This is a genomic window from Roseibium sp. FZY0029, assembly GCF_036350355.1.
Lineage (GTDB): Bacteria > Pseudomonadota > Alphaproteobacteria > Rhizobiales > Stappiaceae > Roseibium.
In genome coordinates this window covers 101,801-119,024 of sequence record NZ_JAZDVZ010000010.1, presented here as the reverse complement: position 1 = coordinate 119,024, position 17,224 = coordinate 101,801, and the positions used below count along the sequence as shown (strand labels likewise).

15 protein-coding genes are annotated in these 17,224 nt (G+C 61.3%); 8 read left to right on the top strand and 7 right to left on the bottom strand.

The annotated features are described in order from the left end of the window. Positions 1 to 63 precede the first annotated feature (63 nt). Genes V1T76_RS24660 through V1T76_RS24650 form a run of 3 tightly spaced genes read right to left on the bottom strand, consistent with a single transcriptional unit; the run spans position 64 to position 2,353 of the window. On the bottom strand, positions 64 to 414 hold the full coding sequence (locus V1T76_RS24660; RefSeq protein ID WP_330563342.1) for a DUF6665 family protein: 351 nt from the start codon (positions 412 to 414) through the stop codon (positions 64 to 66). Between the two features lie 53 nt (positions 415 to 467). After that, positions 468 to 1,793, bottom strand: coding sequence for an MFS transporter (locus V1T76_RS24655; RefSeq protein WP_330563341.1), 1,326 nt, complete (start codon positions 1,791 to 1,793; stop codon positions 468 to 470). Continuing rightward, positions 1,790 to 2,353, bottom strand: a complete 564-nt coding sequence (locus V1T76_RS24650; RefSeq protein ID WP_330563340.1) for a chalcone isomerase family protein — start codon at positions 2,351 to 2,353, stop codon at positions 1,790 to 1,792. The genes V1T76_RS24655 and V1T76_RS24650 overlap by 4 nt, the downstream gene beginning before the upstream one ends. 423 nt (positions 2,354 to 2,776) lie before the next feature. On the opposite strand from V1T76_RS24650, the gene clpS reads away from it, so the two are divergent. The 3 genes from clpS to V1T76_RS24635 all read left to right on the top strand — a co-directional run bounded on the left by clpS (position 2,777) and on the right by V1T76_RS24635 (position 5,469). Continuing rightward, entirely contained in the window at positions 2,777 to 3,079 is a 303-nt protein-coding gene (clpS, locus tag V1T76_RS24645) for an ATP-dependent Clp protease adapter ClpS (protein WP_006937491.1), read from the top strand. 237 nt (positions 3,080 to 3,316) lie between these two features. Then, complete coding sequence (locus tag V1T76_RS24640) at positions 3,317 to 4,321, top strand: NAD-dependent epimerase/dehydratase family protein (protein WP_330563339.1); 1,005 nt, start codon at positions 3,317 to 3,319, stop codon at positions 4,319 to 4,321. After that, a complete protein-coding gene (locus V1T76_RS24635) occupies positions 4,321 to 5,469 on the top strand; it encodes an aminotransferase class V-fold PLP-dependent enzyme (protein ID WP_330563338.1) in 1,149 nt (382 codons plus the stop codon). The genes V1T76_RS24640 and V1T76_RS24635 overlap by 1 nt, the downstream gene beginning before the upstream one ends. Before the next feature lie 9 nt (positions 5,470 to 5,478). Here V1T76_RS24635 and V1T76_RS24630 read toward each other — a convergent pair whose 3' ends face one another. Both V1T76_RS24630 and V1T76_RS24625 read right to left on the bottom strand, forming a co-directional pair. Beyond that, positions 5,479 to 6,081 (bottom strand): sugar transferase, encoded by a 603-nt coding sequence (locus V1T76_RS24630; protein WP_330563337.1) that lies wholly within the window; start codon positions 6,079 to 6,081, stop codon positions 5,479 to 5,481. Between the two features lie 169 nt (positions 6,082 to 6,250). Continuing rightward, positions 6,251 to 7,732, bottom strand: a complete 1,482-nt coding sequence (locus V1T76_RS24625) for a hypothetical protein (RefSeq protein WP_330563336.1) — start codon at positions 7,730 to 7,732, stop codon at positions 6,251 to 6,253. Between the two features lie 268 nt (positions 7,733 to 8,000). Between V1T76_RS24625 and V1T76_RS24620 the strand changes: the two genes are divergently transcribed. Further along, positions 8,001 to 8,291: a hypothetical protein gene (locus V1T76_RS24620; protein ID WP_330563335.1), complete on the top strand. Its 291-nt coding sequence runs from the start codon at positions 8,001 to 8,003 to the stop codon at positions 8,289 to 8,291. A gap of 116 nt (positions 8,292 to 8,407) precedes the next feature. Further along, a complete protein-coding gene (locus V1T76_RS24615; protein ID WP_330563334.1) occupies positions 8,408 to 8,788 on the top strand; it encodes a hypothetical protein in 381 nt (126 codons plus the stop codon). A 153-nt stretch (positions 8,789 to 8,941) separates the two neighbouring features. Here V1T76_RS24615 and V1T76_RS24610 read toward each other — a convergent pair whose 3' ends face one another. Beyond that, positions 8,942 to 10,147, bottom strand: a complete 1,206-nt coding sequence (locus V1T76_RS24610) for a DUF1176 domain-containing protein (protein WP_330563333.1) — start codon at positions 10,145 to 10,147, stop codon at positions 8,942 to 8,944. A 239-nt stretch (positions 10,148 to 10,386) separates the two neighbouring features. Between V1T76_RS24610 and V1T76_RS24605 the strand changes: the two genes are divergently transcribed. From V1T76_RS24605 to V1T76_RS24595, 3 genes are all read left to right on the top strand, one after another. After that, the gene (locus tag V1T76_RS24605; protein WP_330563332.1) at positions 10,387 to 12,318 is read left to right on the top strand and encodes an OmpA family protein; all 1,932 of its coding nucleotides are present in this window, start codon (positions 10,387 to 10,389) and stop codon (positions 12,316 to 12,318) included. 258 nt (positions 12,319 to 12,576) lie between these two features. Further along, on the top strand, positions 12,577 to 12,750 hold the full coding sequence (locus tag V1T76_RS24600; RefSeq protein WP_006937482.1) for a hypothetical protein: 174 nt from the start codon (positions 12,577 to 12,579) through the stop codon (positions 12,748 to 12,750). A gap of 332 nt (positions 12,751 to 13,082) precedes the next feature. Beyond that, the gene (locus V1T76_RS24595; protein ID WP_330563331.1) at positions 13,083 to 13,370 is read left to right on the top strand and encodes a GIY-YIG nuclease family protein; all 288 of its coding nucleotides are present in this window, start codon (positions 13,083 to 13,085) and stop codon (positions 13,368 to 13,370) included. Between the two features lie 771 nt (positions 13,371 to 14,141). On the opposite strand, the gene uvrB is transcribed toward V1T76_RS24595, so the two are convergent. After that, complete coding sequence (uvrB, locus tag V1T76_RS24590) at positions 14,142 to 17,072, bottom strand: excinuclease ABC subunit UvrB (RefSeq protein WP_330563330.1); 2,931 nt, start codon at positions 17,070 to 17,072, stop codon at positions 14,142 to 14,144. Between the last annotated feature and the right edge of the window lie 152 nt (positions 17,073 to 17,224).

Here is a 17,224-nt window from a genome sequence, read left to right as displayed (position 1 = left end):
GTTCCTGTCTCTAGGGCAGGGACATCAACAAAGAAGTGACGCCGGTCACAGGCGTGCGGATTGTCAGGAGCCCGGCTTGGATCGGAAAGCCGACGCAGGTCCCATGCGCAGGCGAACCGCCTTCGGAACAGCCAGGAAATCATAAAAAGCCCTATGTTGCCGCAAGCCGCACAGTTCCCGCTGGATGGTGACGTGCCAGAGCGCTTCACCGGCTTCGGCAAGCCGGTTTTCACGCGCTTCGGTGTCCGTTTCAGGGGCTTCGTCCACCGCTTTCAAATCGGCGAGAGCCTTTTCCAGCTTTTTGGTGAGCCGGGAAAGTGTTGAGGCCTTCTCGTTGAGGACTTCATTCTCGAGCGCTGCTGCGAGCGGGTCCTTGTCGGCGGGGCTGATCAACTGAGGTGGGCGTAGGGTCATGTCTTCAGGTGGTGCTGCAGTGTTCCGGCACGAGGGCAATGACACGCGCAGGGTCACACGGTGGATCGGTTGAGGGCAAGGTCTTTTTCGAACAGCAATAGACCGCACAAGGCCAACAGTTTCAGCAGGCATGGCAAGGCTGCGTAGGTGACGCTGAGCATGAAATTCAGCTCTGGCGTCATTTCAATACCCGGCTGGTATCCGAAGAGGCCGAGCAGCGGCAAGGCAGCACCTGTTGCCAGCGCCAAGGCGGATTTGGACAGAAACGCCATGACTGCAAACAGGCGTGACGCTTCCCCCTGACGGCGGTCTTCATCGATGTGGTCGGCCAGAATGGCAGGAGGCAGGGCAAGGTCGGCGCCGAGTGCCAGGCCGGAGAGAGCGCACACAAGGCCATAGGCGAGCAGGTCGCCTTGTTGAAGCAGCGCGGCCCAACAGAAGGTGAGGATGGCGACGGCAAGCGAGATTTGCCAGGCGCGAACCTTCCCGAAGCTGCGGGCAAGCCGGGTCCAGAGCGGCATGGAGATCACGCCAGAGAGAAAATAAACAAGCAGAAACAGACCCGTGTAACTTTCTGCCCCAAGCCTGTCGCGGATGAAGAACATCACCAGGACGGCGGGAATGGCGCTGGCGAAAATATTGAGAAACAGAAGTCCAAAGAAGAGACGCCGCCAGCGGTTGCGAAGAAGGGCCCACCAGCCCATGACCGGGGTGTCCGTTTGCGGGGTTTCAAGCGGCGCCGATCGCATCCAGCGCAGCAGCAACCATAGAGAGACTGCCAGGAGTGGCAGGTAGCCGAGAGTGACATAGAGGAAGGCTGTTTCGAGGCCGGTCACGGTTGCCAGGGCCGCAGGCAAGACGGATGCGACCAGAAGGCCGGCAAGGCCGAAGCCCTCGCGCGCTGCTGTCACCGGCGTTCTGTCGGATGCATTGATTTTCCAAAGGCCGCCAAGGGTCTGGTAGTTGATGGTGACGATCGAAAACCCGGTGGTGCAGATGAGCACGGAAGCGGCGAACCAGACCAGCGGGGCGGCTTCGACGGGATGGAACAGCATCCAGAAGCCTGCACCGAGCATCATCGCTCCGAAAGCAAGCACCGCGCCGCGCAGATGGTGGAACCGGTCACTGAGACTGCCGATGAAAGGATCCTGCACGGCATCGAACAGGCGCAGCACGAGCAGAATGGCGCCGAGCGTCGCAACCGGCTGTTGCAATGTGACGGCATAAAAGTCAGGGGCGTGGAGGTAGATCGGCAAACCGGCGAAGGCGAGGGGAAATGCCATCGCCCCATAGGTAGCCAGGCTGGAAAGCGTCACGCTTCCAGCATCGTCTTCCGCTTGCCGATGTGCCGCTCCGCTGCCCGAAGAGCGTGACTTCACGAACCGGACCCGACCAGCTTTGCGCGCAACTGCGGGTCACGCGTGTTGCCGCCCAACCAGATCGCGAAGAATTTCTTTGTGAAGGCCGGATCGGCGATGGTCCCAAGCTTCCGGTTGCCAAGATAGAACTCGGCATGACCGCTGCTGTTGCGGACACCCGTGATGGACTGGCCGGGCGTCACACTCGGAAAAATGGCTTCCATCTGAGATTGCCACTTTGCCAGTTGTGCGTCCGATACGCCGCCCTGGCGCCGGATTTCCTTGACCGAGCTTTCGGCAATCTGCTTGCCCTTGAAGCTTCGCAGATAGGTCAGCTTCAAGGCGAATGGGGCCGAAGGATTGTAGGTACCCCTTGGGGCGTAGAGTTCGGCGTCGAACACCTTGAACCCGAGGAAGGTCATTCTTCCCTTGCCAACCAGTTCTGGCGAGGACATCAGCCTGGCTGCCGAACCGAGATCGGCGCGAGCGGGGCCAGCCGGTAGGGTCACGGTCAAAGCCAGGAGCAGTGCGGCGGCAAGTCCGTGCCACCGAAACCTGTGTGTCGTTAATTGACGAACCATCGAACAATCCTCCGAAAACCATCTCATGGGGCCCAGCCACAAACACTCTACGAGGGAACGCTGCAGCCGGATTAGTGGCGTGCGCCTTTGTTGTTGGTTGCGGTTGGCAGGCGCTCCCGATGGCTTGGCTTCACGGGGAGATCTGGCATGTCGCCGGCAGACGATCGTCGTCGGGCGTCTTGCTGCCACTTATTTCCGCTTTGTGATCGCAAGATTTCCGGCTGTCATGTTTTCTTCGATTTCGCGATGCAGTATAGTGGGGTAAAGCAAGGGCCGACTGCGGACGCTGCGTCATGTCAGATGATTGCATCGGGAGCTGAACAGGTCCGCAAGCACGTCGCCGGAGGAATAACCGGCACATTTTCCATTTATCAGGTGAGACCGCATCACGCGGACCCTAAAGCGTCAGCTTGGACGATTGTCATGAGTGAGATCGATTTCAAACCGAAACTGAAGCAAAAGACGAAAGTACAGCGGCCGAAACTCTACAAGGTCATGCTGCTGAACGACGACTACACGCCGCGGGAATTCGTGGTTTTGATCCTGAAGGCGGAATTCCGTCTGGACGAGTCCCAGGCGGAGGTCGTGATGATGACTGCGCACCAGAAGGGCGTCTGCGTCGTCTCCGTTTATCCAAGGGACGTCGCCGAGACCAAGGCCACTCGTGCCATTGATGCGGCGGTTCGACTTGGCTATCCGCTGCAGTTCACCGTTGAGCCGGAGTGACACCGCAAGCTGCTGATGCTCTTTCACCGGCCAGACAGATGCCGGCAGATTGTCACCTGCCAAGCTCTCTTTGGCCTGGTTCTCACTGGCCGCGTTCTCGCTGGCCAACATCTCGCTGGCCAGCATTTCACCGGGTGGACTGTTTCCAACTTTTGCACACCATCTTGCCGAACGCCGCTGGCATGAATTCTGCTGATGTTGCACTCAAGTGCTGCAGACATCAGGATTCGTGCCAATATGGAACGTTGCGCAAGAACAATTGCTCCGAAACAGAACATTTCCTTTCGCAAGATCGTTATCACCGGGGGCCTGGGTTTTATCGGGTCGAAGGTTTTCAAGCGTGTTGCCCGGATGGCGAATGTCGCCGAGACCGTGATCCTCGACCGCGTTTCCTATGCGGCCGATTTCCGACGGCTCGCTCCCGTCGAAGAAGCAGGCAACCTTCCGGTCATACGCGGTGACATCCGCTCGCCGATCGACGTGGCGGCGGCGCTGCATGAATGTGATGCCGTTATCCATCTGGCGGCGGAAACCCATGTGCCGCGATCTTTTCACGCTCCGGAGCTGTTTTTCGACGTCAATGTGACGGGCACTGAGGTGCTCTTGAATGCGGCCCTCGATGCCGGTGTGAAGCACTTCATTCACATCAGCACGGACGAGGTCTACGGACCTGCGCTGGAGGAGGTTCGCGAAACGGCTCCCTTGCGGCCGACGACCCCTTACGCGACTTCCAAGGCCATGGCCGAGGAAGCCGTCATAATGGCGGCGCAGAGCGGGTTGCGCTCGACCATCCTGCGGCCGACAAATGCCGTCGGCACCGGGCAGAACCCGGAAAAACTGTTTCCGCGTTTCGTCATGCAGGCTTTGAAGGGACTGCGGTTTACGATCGAGGGCACCGGGGCTCAGGAGCGCAGTTTCCTGCCCGCAGGCGATCTTGCCGCCGCGATCGGCCTCCTGCTCAACACACAGGACGAACAAGCGCTGGAGATCTTCAACATCTCCGGGGAAGAAGATCTGTCGGTGCTTGAAGTTGCCCGCCGGGTGTCCGACGTAACGGGTGTTTCCAACGGCCTGCATTTCATTCCGGACCGCCAGACCAACGATCCGGCCTACCGGATTGACGACAGCCGGCTGCGCTCGCTTGGATACCGCCAGAAGAGCTCGGTCGATCAGGAACTGCGTGCGATCTGCCGGGACATGCGCTCCCGCGTCCGCCGCTTCGCCGATGAGGACCGGTTCTGATGCTGGACCTGCCGGTCGCGGTGGCGCCTCAGCCTATCCGTTTCCATTCGACCCACATACCGCCCGCCACCTATGATGCGGTCGCAACGGCGCTCAGCAGCAAACATCTGCGTGCTGGCGGCAGCTATAGCCGCAAGGCGAAGGCGCTGGTGAGCCGGCATGTCGGCCATGACCGTGTGTTCCTGACCAATTCCTGCACCTCTGCACTGGAGATCGCGGCGCTGGCGCTCGATCTTGGACCGGAGGACGAGGTTATCGTTCCCACGTTCACCTTCTGCGCAACGGCATCCGCCTTTGCCCGCAAGGGCACCCGGATCGTGCTGGCCGACATCGATCCGGCAACGATGATGGTGACGGCCGAGACGCTGGAAGCGCGCCTGACGAGCCGGACGCGGGCTGTCGTGGTGGTGCACTATGGCGGCGCCGCCGCTCCCATGGCGGCAATCAAGGATCTGTGCGATCGGCACAACATCGTCATTATCGAGGATGCGGCGCAGGCTTTCGGCACGAAACAGGATGGCCGGGCGGTCGGCACATGTGGACTGTTTGCCGCTTATTCCTTCCACGAAACCAAGATCATCAGCGCCGGTCACGGTGGGGCGCTGGTCTTGAACAGTGGCAATCCCGATCTGCGCGAACGCGTTGATGAACTGCTGGCGCGCGGCACGAATTTTCCCGCGTTCGCCCGGCGGGAGGTGAACCATTATGAATGGACCTCCGTCTCTTCCAGCTTCGAGATGCCGGATCTGAATGCGGCCTTGCTCTACAGCCAACTGGAGCACGCAAAGGAGATCCTTTTCAAAAGCCGTGCGATCTGGGCCTATTACGAAAGGGCGCTTCGGAACTTGCCGGTCGAGATCCTGCGGCCGGGAAAAGGGACGCAGGCCAACGGCTATTCCTTTGCCTTTCTCGCACAGGACCGTGAAAGCGCGGAACGGCTGCTGCAGGGCTCAGCCATGTTGGGGCTCGGCATGCAGTCCCATTACAAGCCGCTGCATCTTTCCCGGTTCGCCGGGCAAAATCTGGCAGGCAGTTGTCCCGGTGCGGAGCGCACCTGGGACCGGCTGGTGCGTCTGCCGGTCCACATGGACCTGAACACCGGCGAAGCGTCCAGGATCTGCGACTTCCTGCAAGCGGAGCTGAGCTGAAGCGGCTGATTATTCCCGGTGTTTGGCCGACACCGCCCGGTGCAGCAGGACGGCCAGTGTGGTCACCGCAAGCCGAAAGTGAGAGATGACCCCGACCCGTTCGAAGTAGGCGGTGTCGCGGGCAAGCCTTTCCGGCAGGATCTTGCGTGCATAAACCGCCTCGATATCGGCGGCGCCGTCGATCCGGTGAAGGTTTTTCAAGGCCCACAGGGTGCCTGGGCTGAGCAGGCCCGGCAGGAAGAGAAGAGATTTCCGCATCTCTTCATCGTAGTAGCGGGCGACGATGCCCGGGTCTTCCGGTCTCGGTCCGAAAAACGCCATGTCTCCCCGCAGGATGTTCAAAAGCTGCGGCAGTTCGTCCAGCTTGGTGTTTCTCAAGAACCTGCCGATAGGGGTAATGCGACTGTCGCCAACCGCAGTGATCGCGTCGGCCTTGATTGTGCCGGGGCGCATGGTTCTGAATTTCACCATGGCGAAGGTGCCACCCCCCAGGCCGACGCGCCGGGCGATGTAGAACGGTGACTGACGGTCGGTCAGCCAGACAAGAAGAGCAATGCCGGCAAAGAGCGGCGACAGCAGGATCAGGAAAACGGCGGCAACAACCTTGGTCATCAATTCATCGACATGCGGGGGAAGCTGAGCAGAAACGATACGGTCTGGTGGGAAACGCCATGGAATCCCTTTCCTGGAACGACGAGGCCCCGGACTTTGACAGCCGGGGCCTTATCCAATCCTAGCAGTGAGGCGGGGGCCGGGAAAAACGCCGGTCCAGCGTCCCGCGTCAGTCGCGCAGCTTCACGATCTTGTCGTCAGTGCCGCCCGGGGTGTTACCGTCCGGTCCGTCATCGTCGGAACCGCCGTCATCGACATCCACTGTCTCGGTTTTGCCCGGCAGCGGTTCGGTGATCCCCAGTTCGGCAGCCGGATCGTAGCCTTCGGTCAGCCCGAGTTCTTCTGCCGGGCCTCGGCCTTCCATTGCCATCTGATAGTTCACGATGACCGATTTCAACTGGACGATCTGCTCGTTGGCAGTATCGACCTGGATCTTGTAGCGCTGCAGACGCTTGTTCTCTTCGATCAGGTCTTCCAGATTGTCGGCATACTTCTGGTTCTGGTTGCGCTGGTGGTTCAGATCCGTCAGGGCCGAATTGTAGCGCAGGTTCAGTTCACGCAGCTTGGCGGTGGTTGCCATCAGCTCGTTACGGTCTTTCTCGTGGTTTTTCTGCGCACTGTCGAGCAGGTGTTCGATTTCCTGCATGCGCTTGAGAAGATCGCGGCTGCGTTCCTTCAGCGTGGAGTTCTCGCGCGCCATTTCCTGCAGCGACTGGGCGCCGATGCGGCGCTGGGACGAGAGGTTCTCGATTTCCGCATTCAGCGCATAGACCTCGTTGTCGTGCTTGCGCTGTTCTTCCTCAAGACGATTCTTGGCGTAGAGCAGTTCCTGATTTGCGACGTCCAGATGGGACTTGAGGTCGATGTTGTCGTTACGGAACTCGGCCACTTCACGCTTGACCGCTTCCAGCTCGCTGGTGACCTGGTTGTTCTTGCGGATTTCGTCTTCCAGCAGCTTGGCGCTTTCAGACAGGTTCTGCTGCAGTTCCTTTTCGCGGTGACGAACGGCTTCCAGATCGGAGCCGAGGCTCTCCGCGTGTTTTTCCAGCGTCTCGAACTTGGCTTTAAGGTCGTTGAGCTTGCCGGTGAGGTCGGACACCTGGGAATTGGCTTCCACCAGCTTGGCGCTCTGCAGCCGATATTCCTCGTTGACCTTCTTGTTGTTGTCGCGAATGGAGACGATGTCGTTGCGCGCGGTTTCCAGCGCAGTGCGGGTCTCGGTCGCGCGCTTGCGCAGCGAATGAACCTCAGCCTGGGCATCTTCCAGCTGGGTGGTGAGCGTGCGGACCTTGTGTTCGGCGTCGAGCAGGTCGGTAGAGATCTTGGCGTTTTCCGACTTCAGCCGCACCTCGGTCTCCACGCTCGTGCGGGAGCCTTCAAGGTATTCGGCCATCATGCGGATGGAGGTCTGGCTTTCCGCCGCAAAGGCAGCCATCTGTTCGAAGGTCTGGTTGAGACCACCGATGCGGGACTTGAGCCCGTCCAGATGGTTCATCTTCTCCTGCATCTTCAGGGCAAACGGGGAAAGATGCTCAATATTGCTCTTTTCAGGAACCTGCATGGTTTCCTGAACATCGCTTGCCTCTGTCCTCGTCTCGACCCGCTGCTCCTGGTCACCGCCGGGGCGCGAGGATTTCGAGAAAATGCCCATTCCTGTCTCCTGATTTTCCCACCGGCGCCGCCCGGCGGAAGATACGCAAAACTTTAACTCTTTATTAACCCATAAGCGCTGGCGGTTTCAACGACTCAGGGGAGGCTGACCCCAGAATACAGTGTGAAGTGTTACCCCTAAAAGACAGATATCCCCGGCATTTTAACGGATTTGCACCTATGGTTAACATTCGGGCCCAAGCGCAATGGGCCGTGTCGCCCGCGCAGGCCGATGACCAGCGGGGTCGAGAGCGCGAAGAAAGGACGGTATGACACCCGCTTATCTGATCTTCATGACCTTCATGACACTGGCATTTCTCCTGATGATTGCCGGCTATGTGAGCGCGCTCCTCTTCATCAACCGTCAGAACCTTCTGGAGGAGGCCGCGCTTTCCCCTGTCAAAGGCGTCTGGCTCTGGAAGCGCCTGTTCACGCGTGGCAGCTTCGGTGACGAGGCCGAGCCGGCGCGCCGCCGCATTGCCCGGCTCTTTCTTCTGGCGCTGACGGCTTTCGCAATTGCCGTTGTGCTGTTTTTCGTCCTGCCGGCTATACCGGGTTGATCGTTACCGGGCTGCTCTGGGCCGCGATGTTCGTGCGCTCTTAAGAGGACGCTTGACGTTGCATCAGGGGTTGGTCGAAATGCATGGGGCTGAAGATGAGGTCCGGGGAGATAATCATGCACGTTTTTCAGAAGGCAGTTTTGCCGGGCCTTTTCCTGGTCATGGCTTCGTTTCTCCTCCAGCCCGCTTCCGCCTATCAGGTGTTTTACACCTACAGGATTGCCGGCAGCGACATTCTGGAGGTGAGCGAAGGCGATCACGTCGAAGAAGATCCACTCGTCCTGATGCTGAAACTCAATATCGGCAGCGGCGAGGCCACCAGTCTGGCGATCGAGACCGACGGTGACATTGAAGAATGCAAGCTCCAGCTTGAAACCATCATCGGGTCAACGTCTGCCTATGCCGAAATCGTCGTCGACATGAACGCCCAGACCATGAACGGCGTTCTGATGATCCAGTGCGCCGTGTTTCACGGGCTGTTTCCGGAGAAGCAATAGGCTGGCCTCAAAGCATCGATCAGACCGTCATTCCGGAGGAGCGAGGCAAAGCCGCGCGAAGAGCCGGAATGACGGTGGTGTTCCGGGTCGCTGGCCTCATGCAGACCCGGAAGTCACAAATGCCAGCACGTGAAGCTCTCTCCAGCGAAGGGTCTAATCCCCCATCTCGTCAATCGTCCAGCTCAGTGGCCAGCCTTCGGCAGGGCCGGTGATGCCGTCGCAGTCGGATTTTTCGAGATATTCCATCAAGGTGTAGTTGCCGCTTTCCGCCTCGACCTCATGGCGTTCGAAGGTGCCGCAGTCATAGTTGGGCGAAGCGTAGGTGGTGCCCGTCACCTGGCCGCTGTCCGGGTCGAAGAACAGATTGTTGACCAGGGCATGGTTGGGCTGGTTGAAGCCGGGAGGTGTTTCAAATTCCTTCCACTCGTCAAGCGATGGATCGTAGGGAACATGGGTCGCCATGTAATAGGGCACGTTGACGTCGGCCATCTGACAGGGAACGATCCAGGTTTCGACGTCCCCTTCCGCGTAGTATTGCGCGCCGAAGGCAGGCACGGTTTCCGCAAGCTGGCAATTCAGCGTGCGGTAACCCATCATCTGGATCTCGTCCGGAAGCTCGTTGACTGTATAGACTTGGCCGCGTGCGCCCCTGTCCAGGCCACTGTTGTTGGTCTCCTGCGACGGCATGATCGGCGGCGGCAGATCGTCTGCAGGCGCTTGTGCCACCGGGTCGGCCGGGGCCGGTGCCGGGGCTGGCGCAGGCTGAGCCGGGGCAGGGGCAGACGCCGGGGCGGCCGCAATGCCGGTTGTTTCTTCCGGTGGCAGGCCGCCCCAGGCCACGATGGCATCCTGCCGGCCGATACGGCCCTGAACCTCATCGATCTTCAACAGCGCGTGGGTGATGCCGCTCAGCGAGACCTCGTAGGTGATCGTGCCGGTACTGCCGCCATACTCGATCTGGACCGACGCCTCCTGGCCAAGACGCAGGTTTTCGATCAGGTCCCGGTCGGCGTCTCCGCCGAAGGTCATTTCATTGCCGGTGTAGATCTTGGCCGCCTTGCCAAAGAAACCGACATTGTCCTCGTCGCCCTCAATTTCGATCCGGGCACGCAGGCCGGTTTCGAGCGGCGTTTTCGGACGCAGGGTCACGTAAACCTGAGCACCGGGCTTTGCGCCGCGCTCCACCTTCAGCCGGAACGGTTCGCCATTGGAGCCGCTGCCACCGGTTTCGGCGATGCAGTAGCTCTTCTCGTTGCAGCGTACCGACCAGTCGCCGAAGTCGGTCCGCTCAAGTTCGGCGACCGCCGGTTCGGCAAGAACCAGCGAAAGAGATGCAAGTAAAATAAGCCTTTTCGTCACGTCAGCCCCCTCTGACTGTACCGGCTTTTCGCCGGTCCCCACCCCACCATGGCGTTCCACGACCTGAAGTCAATCGTGTGAAGGACGGAAACAGGGTGCTTAATGCGAAAGGCGGTTTTGGCGCCGTTCAAGCGAACGAACGTTGGAACGAAAGCTCCGGTTACTTGTTTTCCATCGAGCGCACCCGGCCGACGCCGGTTCGGGAACGTTCGCCCGGGGGGGGCGAGAGGATGGAACGAATGACGTCTAGATTGCTTCGAAATTCAACGGCCATGGCCCTCGTGCTGGCCATCGGCTTGCCGCTGCAGCCGGGCCTGACCCGCGCCCAGGAAACGGCGGTGGATTGTGCCGCCAATCCGGATCAGGAGGCCTGCCGGACGGAGGAGGCTGCCCCTGCTGGGGAAGCAAGCGCCGGCGAAGTGCCTTCCGAACCGGCCTCTGAAGAGGCTGCCCCGGAATCTTCCCCGGAAACTTCCCCGGAGGCTAGCCAGGAGGCTGCCCCAGAAGCTGCCCAGGAAGCTGCTCCGGAAGCTGCTCCGGAAGCCGGCCAGGGCGCAGAACCTGCTGAAGCCACCGAGACGCAGGACGCGCAGCCTGAGGAAAAGCCTGCTGCCCCTGTGGAGGAAGCGACGCCCGCCGAGAAGCCGGCCGCTCCGGTTGAGGAAACCGCACCTGCGGAAAAGCCCCAGACCACTCGAGAGACAACACCAGAAGAGACCGCAGCGCCGGAAGCAAAGCCAGCCGCGCCGGTTGAAGAAGCTGTTCCCGCAGAAGAGACTGCGGTTGAGCCATCAGCCGATCAGGCGAGCCCTTCTCCGGAGGCCTCCACCGCCGAACAGCCGGCGGCAGAGCCGCCCGCAGATGCGGCAACCAGCACGGAAACCGGGCAGGCAGAGACTTCGCAAAGCCCTGAGACGCAGGCCGATGCGCCGAAGCCGGCTGCCGAAGAGCAGCCTGCTGCTGCCGCAGAACAGCCCGCAGCCGCTTCTGCGGAGCCTGCGCCGGAGGAAGCAGCCCCGCAGCAGACGGACGCTCAGCAGAAGACCACAGACCCTGCACAGGCCGAGACGCTCGCTGCGCCAGATGCTGCGCCGGTTGAAGCTACGGCGGCAGATGAGACCGTGACTGAGGAGCCGGGTGAGCCGATCAAGGCCCAGGCCGCCGCGCCTGCGGAAGAGCCGGCGGCCGTCGTTTCGGACGATGCGACCGAAGCCCAGCGGGCTGAGGTCAAGGCGAAGGAAGAACGCCGCCGTGACAAGGCCCGCGACCGCAGGCTCGAACTGCTCGGCGCTGCCGCAGTTGGTGTCGGCGTCGGCATGCTGATCCCCGCCCTTGGCGGCAAGGTGGTCGAGGACCAGGGTGACCGGATCATCGTTGAGCGGGACGGCGAATATTTCGTGCGCAAGGATGAAAGCAGCCTGCTGCGTTACGGCGATGACGAGTTCCGTGCCGAGCGTCTTCGCGGTGGCCGTACGCGCGAGACCGTCACCCGTCGCAACGGTGTGAAGATCATCACGATCCGCGACGAGGGCGGCTATGTGCTTTACCGCTCGCGCCTTCTGCCGGATGGCCGTAAATATGTGCTGATCGACAATCGCCAGTACGATCATCGCCGCCGCAACTACGACCGCGAGCTGCCGCCGCTGCAGGTCGGCATCCCGCGCGATCGTTACATCGTGCCGGCAGGCCGGGCGAATTACGACGAGATCTACCAGACGTTCACCGCCCCGCCGGTGGAGCAGGTGGAGCAGGCCTATTCCCTGCGTGACATCCGCGAAAGCGAACGCCTGCGCGACAAGGTGCGCCGGGTGGATCTGGACACCATCACCTTCGACACCGGCAGCGCTGTGGTGCGCCAGAGCCAGGTGCCGCAGCTTGAAGATCTCGCCCGTGCGTCCCAGGCCTTGATCGAGCAGGACCCGACGACGGTGCTGCTGATCGAGGGCCACACGGATGCGGTCGGTTCGGATGTCTCCAACCTGGCACTTTCCGACCGCCGCGCGGAAACCGTCGCCCGCATTCTGGCGGACGTCTATGGCGTGGCGCCGGAAAACATGGTCGTTCAGGGCTATGGCGAGGACTATCTGAAGATCGATACGCAGGGTGCTGAAGAGCGTAACCGCCGCGTGACGATCCGCAACATCACGCCGCTGCTGAGCGCACGCAGGTAACAGGCAAACGGCGCGGCGCTGGCTTTGCGGCGCCGCGTTTCCCGCCTCGGGTCCGGACCACCACGTCAGATGTGGGAAGGCATTGCCCTTGCCCTGACTGACATTGACAATCCCTGACGCCACGGCTCATGTGACCGCTCCGATCCGTCCGGGCAGACCAGCTCCGGACGGTCAAGGATCGACCCGCTCCGCAATGCCCGCCCTCCAATGAGTCGCGGCAAGGCGGACCGAAAAACAGAACCAGATAAGAAGGTCTTCATGCGCCTGACACCTCCCTCCTTGATCGTTTTCATCGTTTCCCTGGCCCTTTTCGTTGTCGCAGTTCTCCCGATGCTCGGCGTCGCCATCCCGAGCATCGGCGTTTCCACCGTCCACCTGCTGATCGGCTCCTGGGCCGTGCTTGCCGCCGGTGTGCTGTTCAAGGGCATCTGAGCCTGATGTCTTTCGGCGGACGGTGAGCGAGCTGCGCTCGCACTGATGCGCTGGGTTCCGGATCTGCGTGCAGCCTTGCTGCACTTGTCCGGAATGACGATGAGGAGGAGAGGCTTATCCTTCTTCTCAGGCTTCTGAGCCCGAGTGTGGGATTGGAGGCGCAGCTTTGAAAACGGATTTACCGTCAGAATCACTCCTAGCTCGCCACACCCACCCTTCATTCCGGACAAGCGTAGCGCAGCTACGCACCGATCCGGAACCCAGACATATTTCATGCCAAAGGCATGACCTTATTTCTTGCAAGGCTTGGTGATGCACGGAATAGTCGCGCCATGCCTGCCGTCGTCTATATTCTCGCCTCGAACCGGAACGGCACGCTCTATATCGGCGTGACCACCAACCTCCCGCGCCGCCTCTTCGAGCACCAGAACGGCCTGATCGACGGCTTTTCGAAAACATACGGCGTTACCAGGCTCGTCCATGCCGAAACGTTCGACCGGATAGACGAGGCCATCTACCGGGAAAAGCAGCTCAAGAAATGGCGGCGAAGCTGGAAGATCGACCTCATCGAAAGCAACAATCCCGAATGGCTGGACCTATCGTCGTCGGCGCTTTTGTAAAGCGCCACGCAGCCCCCTCGGATCTCCTGGATACCCGCAGCCTCAACCCCCCCCCACCCGTCCTCCCGGACAAGTGCGGCAACGCCGAACGTAGATCCGGGATCCAGACATAATCTTCACCGCAGGCGCGCTCATTTCCCATTGAGAAGGGGACTGAGGAGCGAGCTGTGCTCGCGCTGATGCGCTGGGTTCCGGATCGTCGCGCAGCTTCGCTGCGCTTGTCCGGAATGACAGTGGGGGAGGAGAGGTTTGCCGGTTTCCCGAGGCTTCACGAGCAGCAGGCGTTAGAGGTGCGGCGTTGACCTTACCACTGACCCTATCGTCGCAGATACCTGTCCCCAGCCCCACCCACCTCGTCATCCCGGACAAGTAAGGCAAAGCCGAACGCAGATCCGGGATCCAGACATAGTCTGCGCCGCAGGCGCGCTCATTTCCTATGGAGAAGGTGACTGAGGTGCGAGCTATGCTCGCGCTGATGCGTTGGGTTCCGGATCGTCGCGCAGCTTCGCTGCACTTGTCCGGAATGACAGTGGGGGAGGAGAGGCTGCGGTCGCCTCACAGTTTCATATTTCCACCGTCATTGCAGGGCTCGACCCTGCAATCCATACCATGTCTGTTAGACACTCGAGGTCTCTCAGGGTGGCTCGCGTTACGACATGGATCCCATGGTCAAGCCATGGGATGACGTTAACGCAGGCCGTTGCGAACAATCCAAGCCTTGTCATCCCGGGCTGTCGAGCCTTTGATTGCCCTCCAACAGTGGGATTGTCTTTACCGCCCCGGACGCCCGCTTTTCTTCGGCCGTCCGCGGTTGCGCTTCTCTTCAGCCGGATCCTCATATGACCCAGTGCCGATCTTTGCCCGCACCAGTGGTTTGACCGGATCTGACGAACCGAGCGGGACTTCGGTTCGGCCGACGGTCATTTCGTCGAGGGTGTTCTTGCGCACCTTGGCGCTGGGGGCGGGCAGGGCGTTTCGGTCCTTGGCGGCCTGGGCCTTGTCGCGGGCGGTCTGTTTCTTCTTGCCGCTCGCGCCTTCCTTGGTTCCGCCGGCACCGAACTTGCGGTCGCCCTTGTAGCCGCCGGTCTTGCCGTCGACGTCGGACTGGCGGGCCATGGCGTCGTCGGCGACGGCCAGCTCGGTTGCCTGCAGCCGCTTGATCTCGTCGCGCAGGCGGGCGGCCGTCTCGAAGTCGAGATCGGCGGCGGCGTCGCGCATCTGTTTTTCCAGATCCTCGATGTGGGCCTTGAGGTTGTGGCCGACCAGGTTGCCCTCTTCGGCGAAGCCGGCGTCGATGGTGACGTGGTCCTGCTCGTAGACGCTTTCCAGAATGTCGCCGATGGAGCGGCGGACGCTTTCCGGCGTGATGCCGTTTTCCTCGTTGTAGGCGAGCTGCTTTTCGCGGCGCCGGTTGGTTTCGGCGATTGCCCGTTCCATGGAGCCGGTCATGTTGTCGGCGTAGAGGATCACCTTGCCGTCGACGTTACGCGCCGCGCGCCCGATGGTCTGGATCAGCGAGGTTTCGGAGCGCAGGAAGCCTTCCTTGTCCGCGTCCAGGATCGCGACCAGCGCGCACTCGGGAATGTCGAGGCCTTCGCGCAAAAGGTTGATGCCGACCAGCACGTCGAAGGCGCCCAGGCGCAGGTCGCGCAGGATCTCGATGCGTTCCAGCGTGTCGATGTCGGAGTGCATGTAGCGCACGCGCACGCCGTTCTCGTGCAGATATTCCGTCAGATCCTCGGCCATGCGCTTGGTGAGCGTGGTCACCAGCGTGCGGTAGCCTTTCTGGGCCACCTCGCGCACTTCGCCCAGAAGGTCGTCGACCTGGCTGGTGGCCGGGCGGATCTCTACCGGCGGATCGATCAGCCCGGTGGGGCGGATGACCTGTTCGGCGAAGACGCCGCCGGCCTGGTCCATCTCCCAGGAGCCGGGCGTTGCCGACACCGCGATGGACTGCGGCCGCATGGCGTTCCACTCCTCGAAGCGCAGCGGACGGTTGTCCATGCACGACGGTAGGCGGAAGCCGTATTCGGCCAGCGTCGCCTTTCGGCGGAAGTCGCCCCGGTACATGGCGCCGATCTGCGGAATGGTGACGTGGCTTTCGTCGGCGAAGACGATGGCATTGTCGGGCAGGTATTCGAAGAGGGTGGGGGGCGGCTCGCCCGGTTTGCGGCCGGTGAGATAGCGGGAATAGTTCTCGATGCCGGCGCAGGAGCCGGTGGCTTCCAGCATTTCCAGATCGAACATGGTGCGCTGTTCCAGCCGCTGCGCCTCCAGCAGGCGGCCGTGCTGGTTCAACTCCTCAAGCCGGTGCTTGAGTTCGTCCTTGATCGACTTGATCGCCTGGTTCAGCGTCGGCTTGGGCGTGACATAGTGCGAGTTGGCGTAGATCTTGACGCTTTTCAGCTCGCCCGACTTCTGCCCTGTGAGCGGGTCGAATTCGGTGATCGACTCGATCTCGTCACCGAACATGGAAATGCGCCAGGCCGTGTCCTCATAGTGAGCCGGAAACAGCTCAATGGTGTCGCCGCGCACCCGGAAGGTGCCGCGCTGGAAGGCAGCGTCGTTGCGCTTGTACTGCAGGGCCACCAGATCGGCGATCAACTGGCGCTGGTCCATGCGCTCGCCCACCTCGATGGCGAAGGTCATGGCCGTGTAGGTTTCCACCGAGCCGATACCGTAGATACAGGACACCGAGGCGACGATGATGACGTCGTCGCGCTCCAGCAGCGAGCGGGTGGCGGAGTGGCGCATCCGGTCGATCTGCTCGTTGATCGAGCTTTCCTTCTCGATGTAGGTGTCCGTGCGGGGAACATAGGCTTCCGGCTGGTAGTAGTCGTAGTAGGAAACGAAATACTCGACCGCGTTGTCCGGGAAGAAGGACTTGAACTCGCCGTACAGCTGGGCTGCCAGCGTCTTGTTGGGGGCCAGGATCAGCGCCGGGCGCTGGGTGCGGGAAATCACCTGCGCCATGGTGTAGGTCTTGCCCGAGCCGGTGACGCCGAGCAGAACCTGGGTTTGTTCGCCGTTTTCCATGCCTTCCACCAGATCTGCAATGGCAGTCGGCTGGTCGCCCTTGGGCTCATAGGCCGACTTCAGCACGATCGGCACACCACCTTCGGATTTCTCCGGGCGCTCGGGCCGGTGCGGCACCCAGAGCTCGCCGTTCTTGTGCAGCGGGTTGCCGCTTTCGATCAGCGCAGACAGCGCCTCCACCGTCGCCGTGGCGCCCTGGTTGCCGGTCAGCTCGCCGTATTTGCTTTCCTTGTTCTTCTTCTTGTTGTCTTTCTGGTGCTGCTTGAGCTGCTTTTCGAGGCTTTCGGCCTCTTCCAGCGACATGTCGAGACCGGCCACCGGGTTGAGGCCGCCAGCCGCGCGTTCGCGCGCGCTGTCCGCCTTGCCGATGGATGTTCCGCGCGACGACTTGGTCGGCTTTTCCTTCTTCGCGCTTGCGGTCGCACCGGCCTTGCGGCCTGACTTGCGTACGGGCGCGTCGTCGGCCCGAGCCTTTTTTCCCTCACGAGCGCTCTGCGGTGCTGCCTTTTTCGGCTCCGGCTTGTCTGCCTCTTGCGAAATCTCGGCTGCCCAATCGCTGATCGATCCGGACAGGGGCGCACCTGAAAAGGGGCTCTGCGGCGCTTCGCCGAAGCCGTCAGAAGAGGTCGTGTCGTCAGGGGAGGATTTGGTCGGGCGCTTGCTCATGGGCGCAATATGGTTCGGTTCCGCGCGCGAGGAAAGGGGGTGGTTGCGGGTTTGTTCCGCTTTTTGCCACTTCCTGTCAGTCTCCTGACACAAGGTTGTCAGGAAGTCGCTCTTGGAGAGTGGCGGTGATCCGAAAAAATGCTCGCCTGAGA

Bases quoted from the DNA above. Each gene is read 5' to 3' on its own strand.
- V1T76_RS24605 (WP_330563332.1), top strand. From the start codon at position 10,387: ATGACGTCTAGATTGCTTCGAAATTCAACGGCCATGGCCCTCGTGCTG.
- uvrB (WP_330563330.1), bottom strand. From the start codon at position 17,072: ATGAGCAAGCGCCCGACCAAATCCTCCCCTGACGACACGACCTCTTCT.
- V1T76_RS24625 (WP_330563336.1), bottom strand. From the start codon at position 7,732: ATGGGCATTTTCTCGAAATCCTCGCGCCCCGGCGGTGACCAGGAGCAG.
- V1T76_RS24630 (WP_330563337.1), bottom strand. From the start codon at position 6,081: ATGACCAAGGTTGTTGCCGCCGTTTTCCTGATCCTGCTGTCGCCGCTC.
- V1T76_RS24620 (WP_330563335.1), top strand. From the start codon at position 8,001: ATGACACCCGCTTATCTGATCTTCATGACCTTCATGACACTGGCATTT.
- V1T76_RS24650 (WP_330563340.1), bottom strand. From the start codon at position 2,353: ATGGTTCGTCAATTAACGACACACAGGTTTCGGTGGCACGGACTTGCC.
- V1T76_RS24600 (WP_006937482.1), top strand. From the start codon at position 12,577: ATGCGCCTGACACCTCCCTCCTTGATCGTTTTCATCGTTTCCCTGGCC.
- V1T76_RS24595 (WP_330563331.1), top strand. From the start codon at position 13,083: ATGCCTGCCGTCGTCTATATTCTCGCCTCGAACCGGAACGGCACGCTC.
- V1T76_RS24615 (WP_330563334.1), top strand. From the start codon at position 8,408: ATGCACGTTTTTCAGAAGGCAGTTTTGCCGGGCCTTTTCCTGGTCATG.
- V1T76_RS24660 (WP_330563342.1), bottom strand. From the start codon at position 414: ATGACCCTACGCCCACCTCAGTTGATCAGCCCCGCCGACAAGGACCCG.
- clpS (WP_006937491.1), top strand. From the start codon at position 2,777: ATGAGTGAGATCGATTTCAAACCGAAACTGAAGCAAAAGACGAAAGTA.
- V1T76_RS24640 (WP_330563339.1), top strand. From the start codon at position 3,317: ATGGAACGTTGCGCAAGAACAATTGCTCCGAAACAGAACATTTCCTTT.
- V1T76_RS24635 (WP_330563338.1), top strand. From the start codon at position 4,321: ATGCTGGACCTGCCGGTCGCGGTGGCGCCTCAGCCTATCCGTTTCCAT.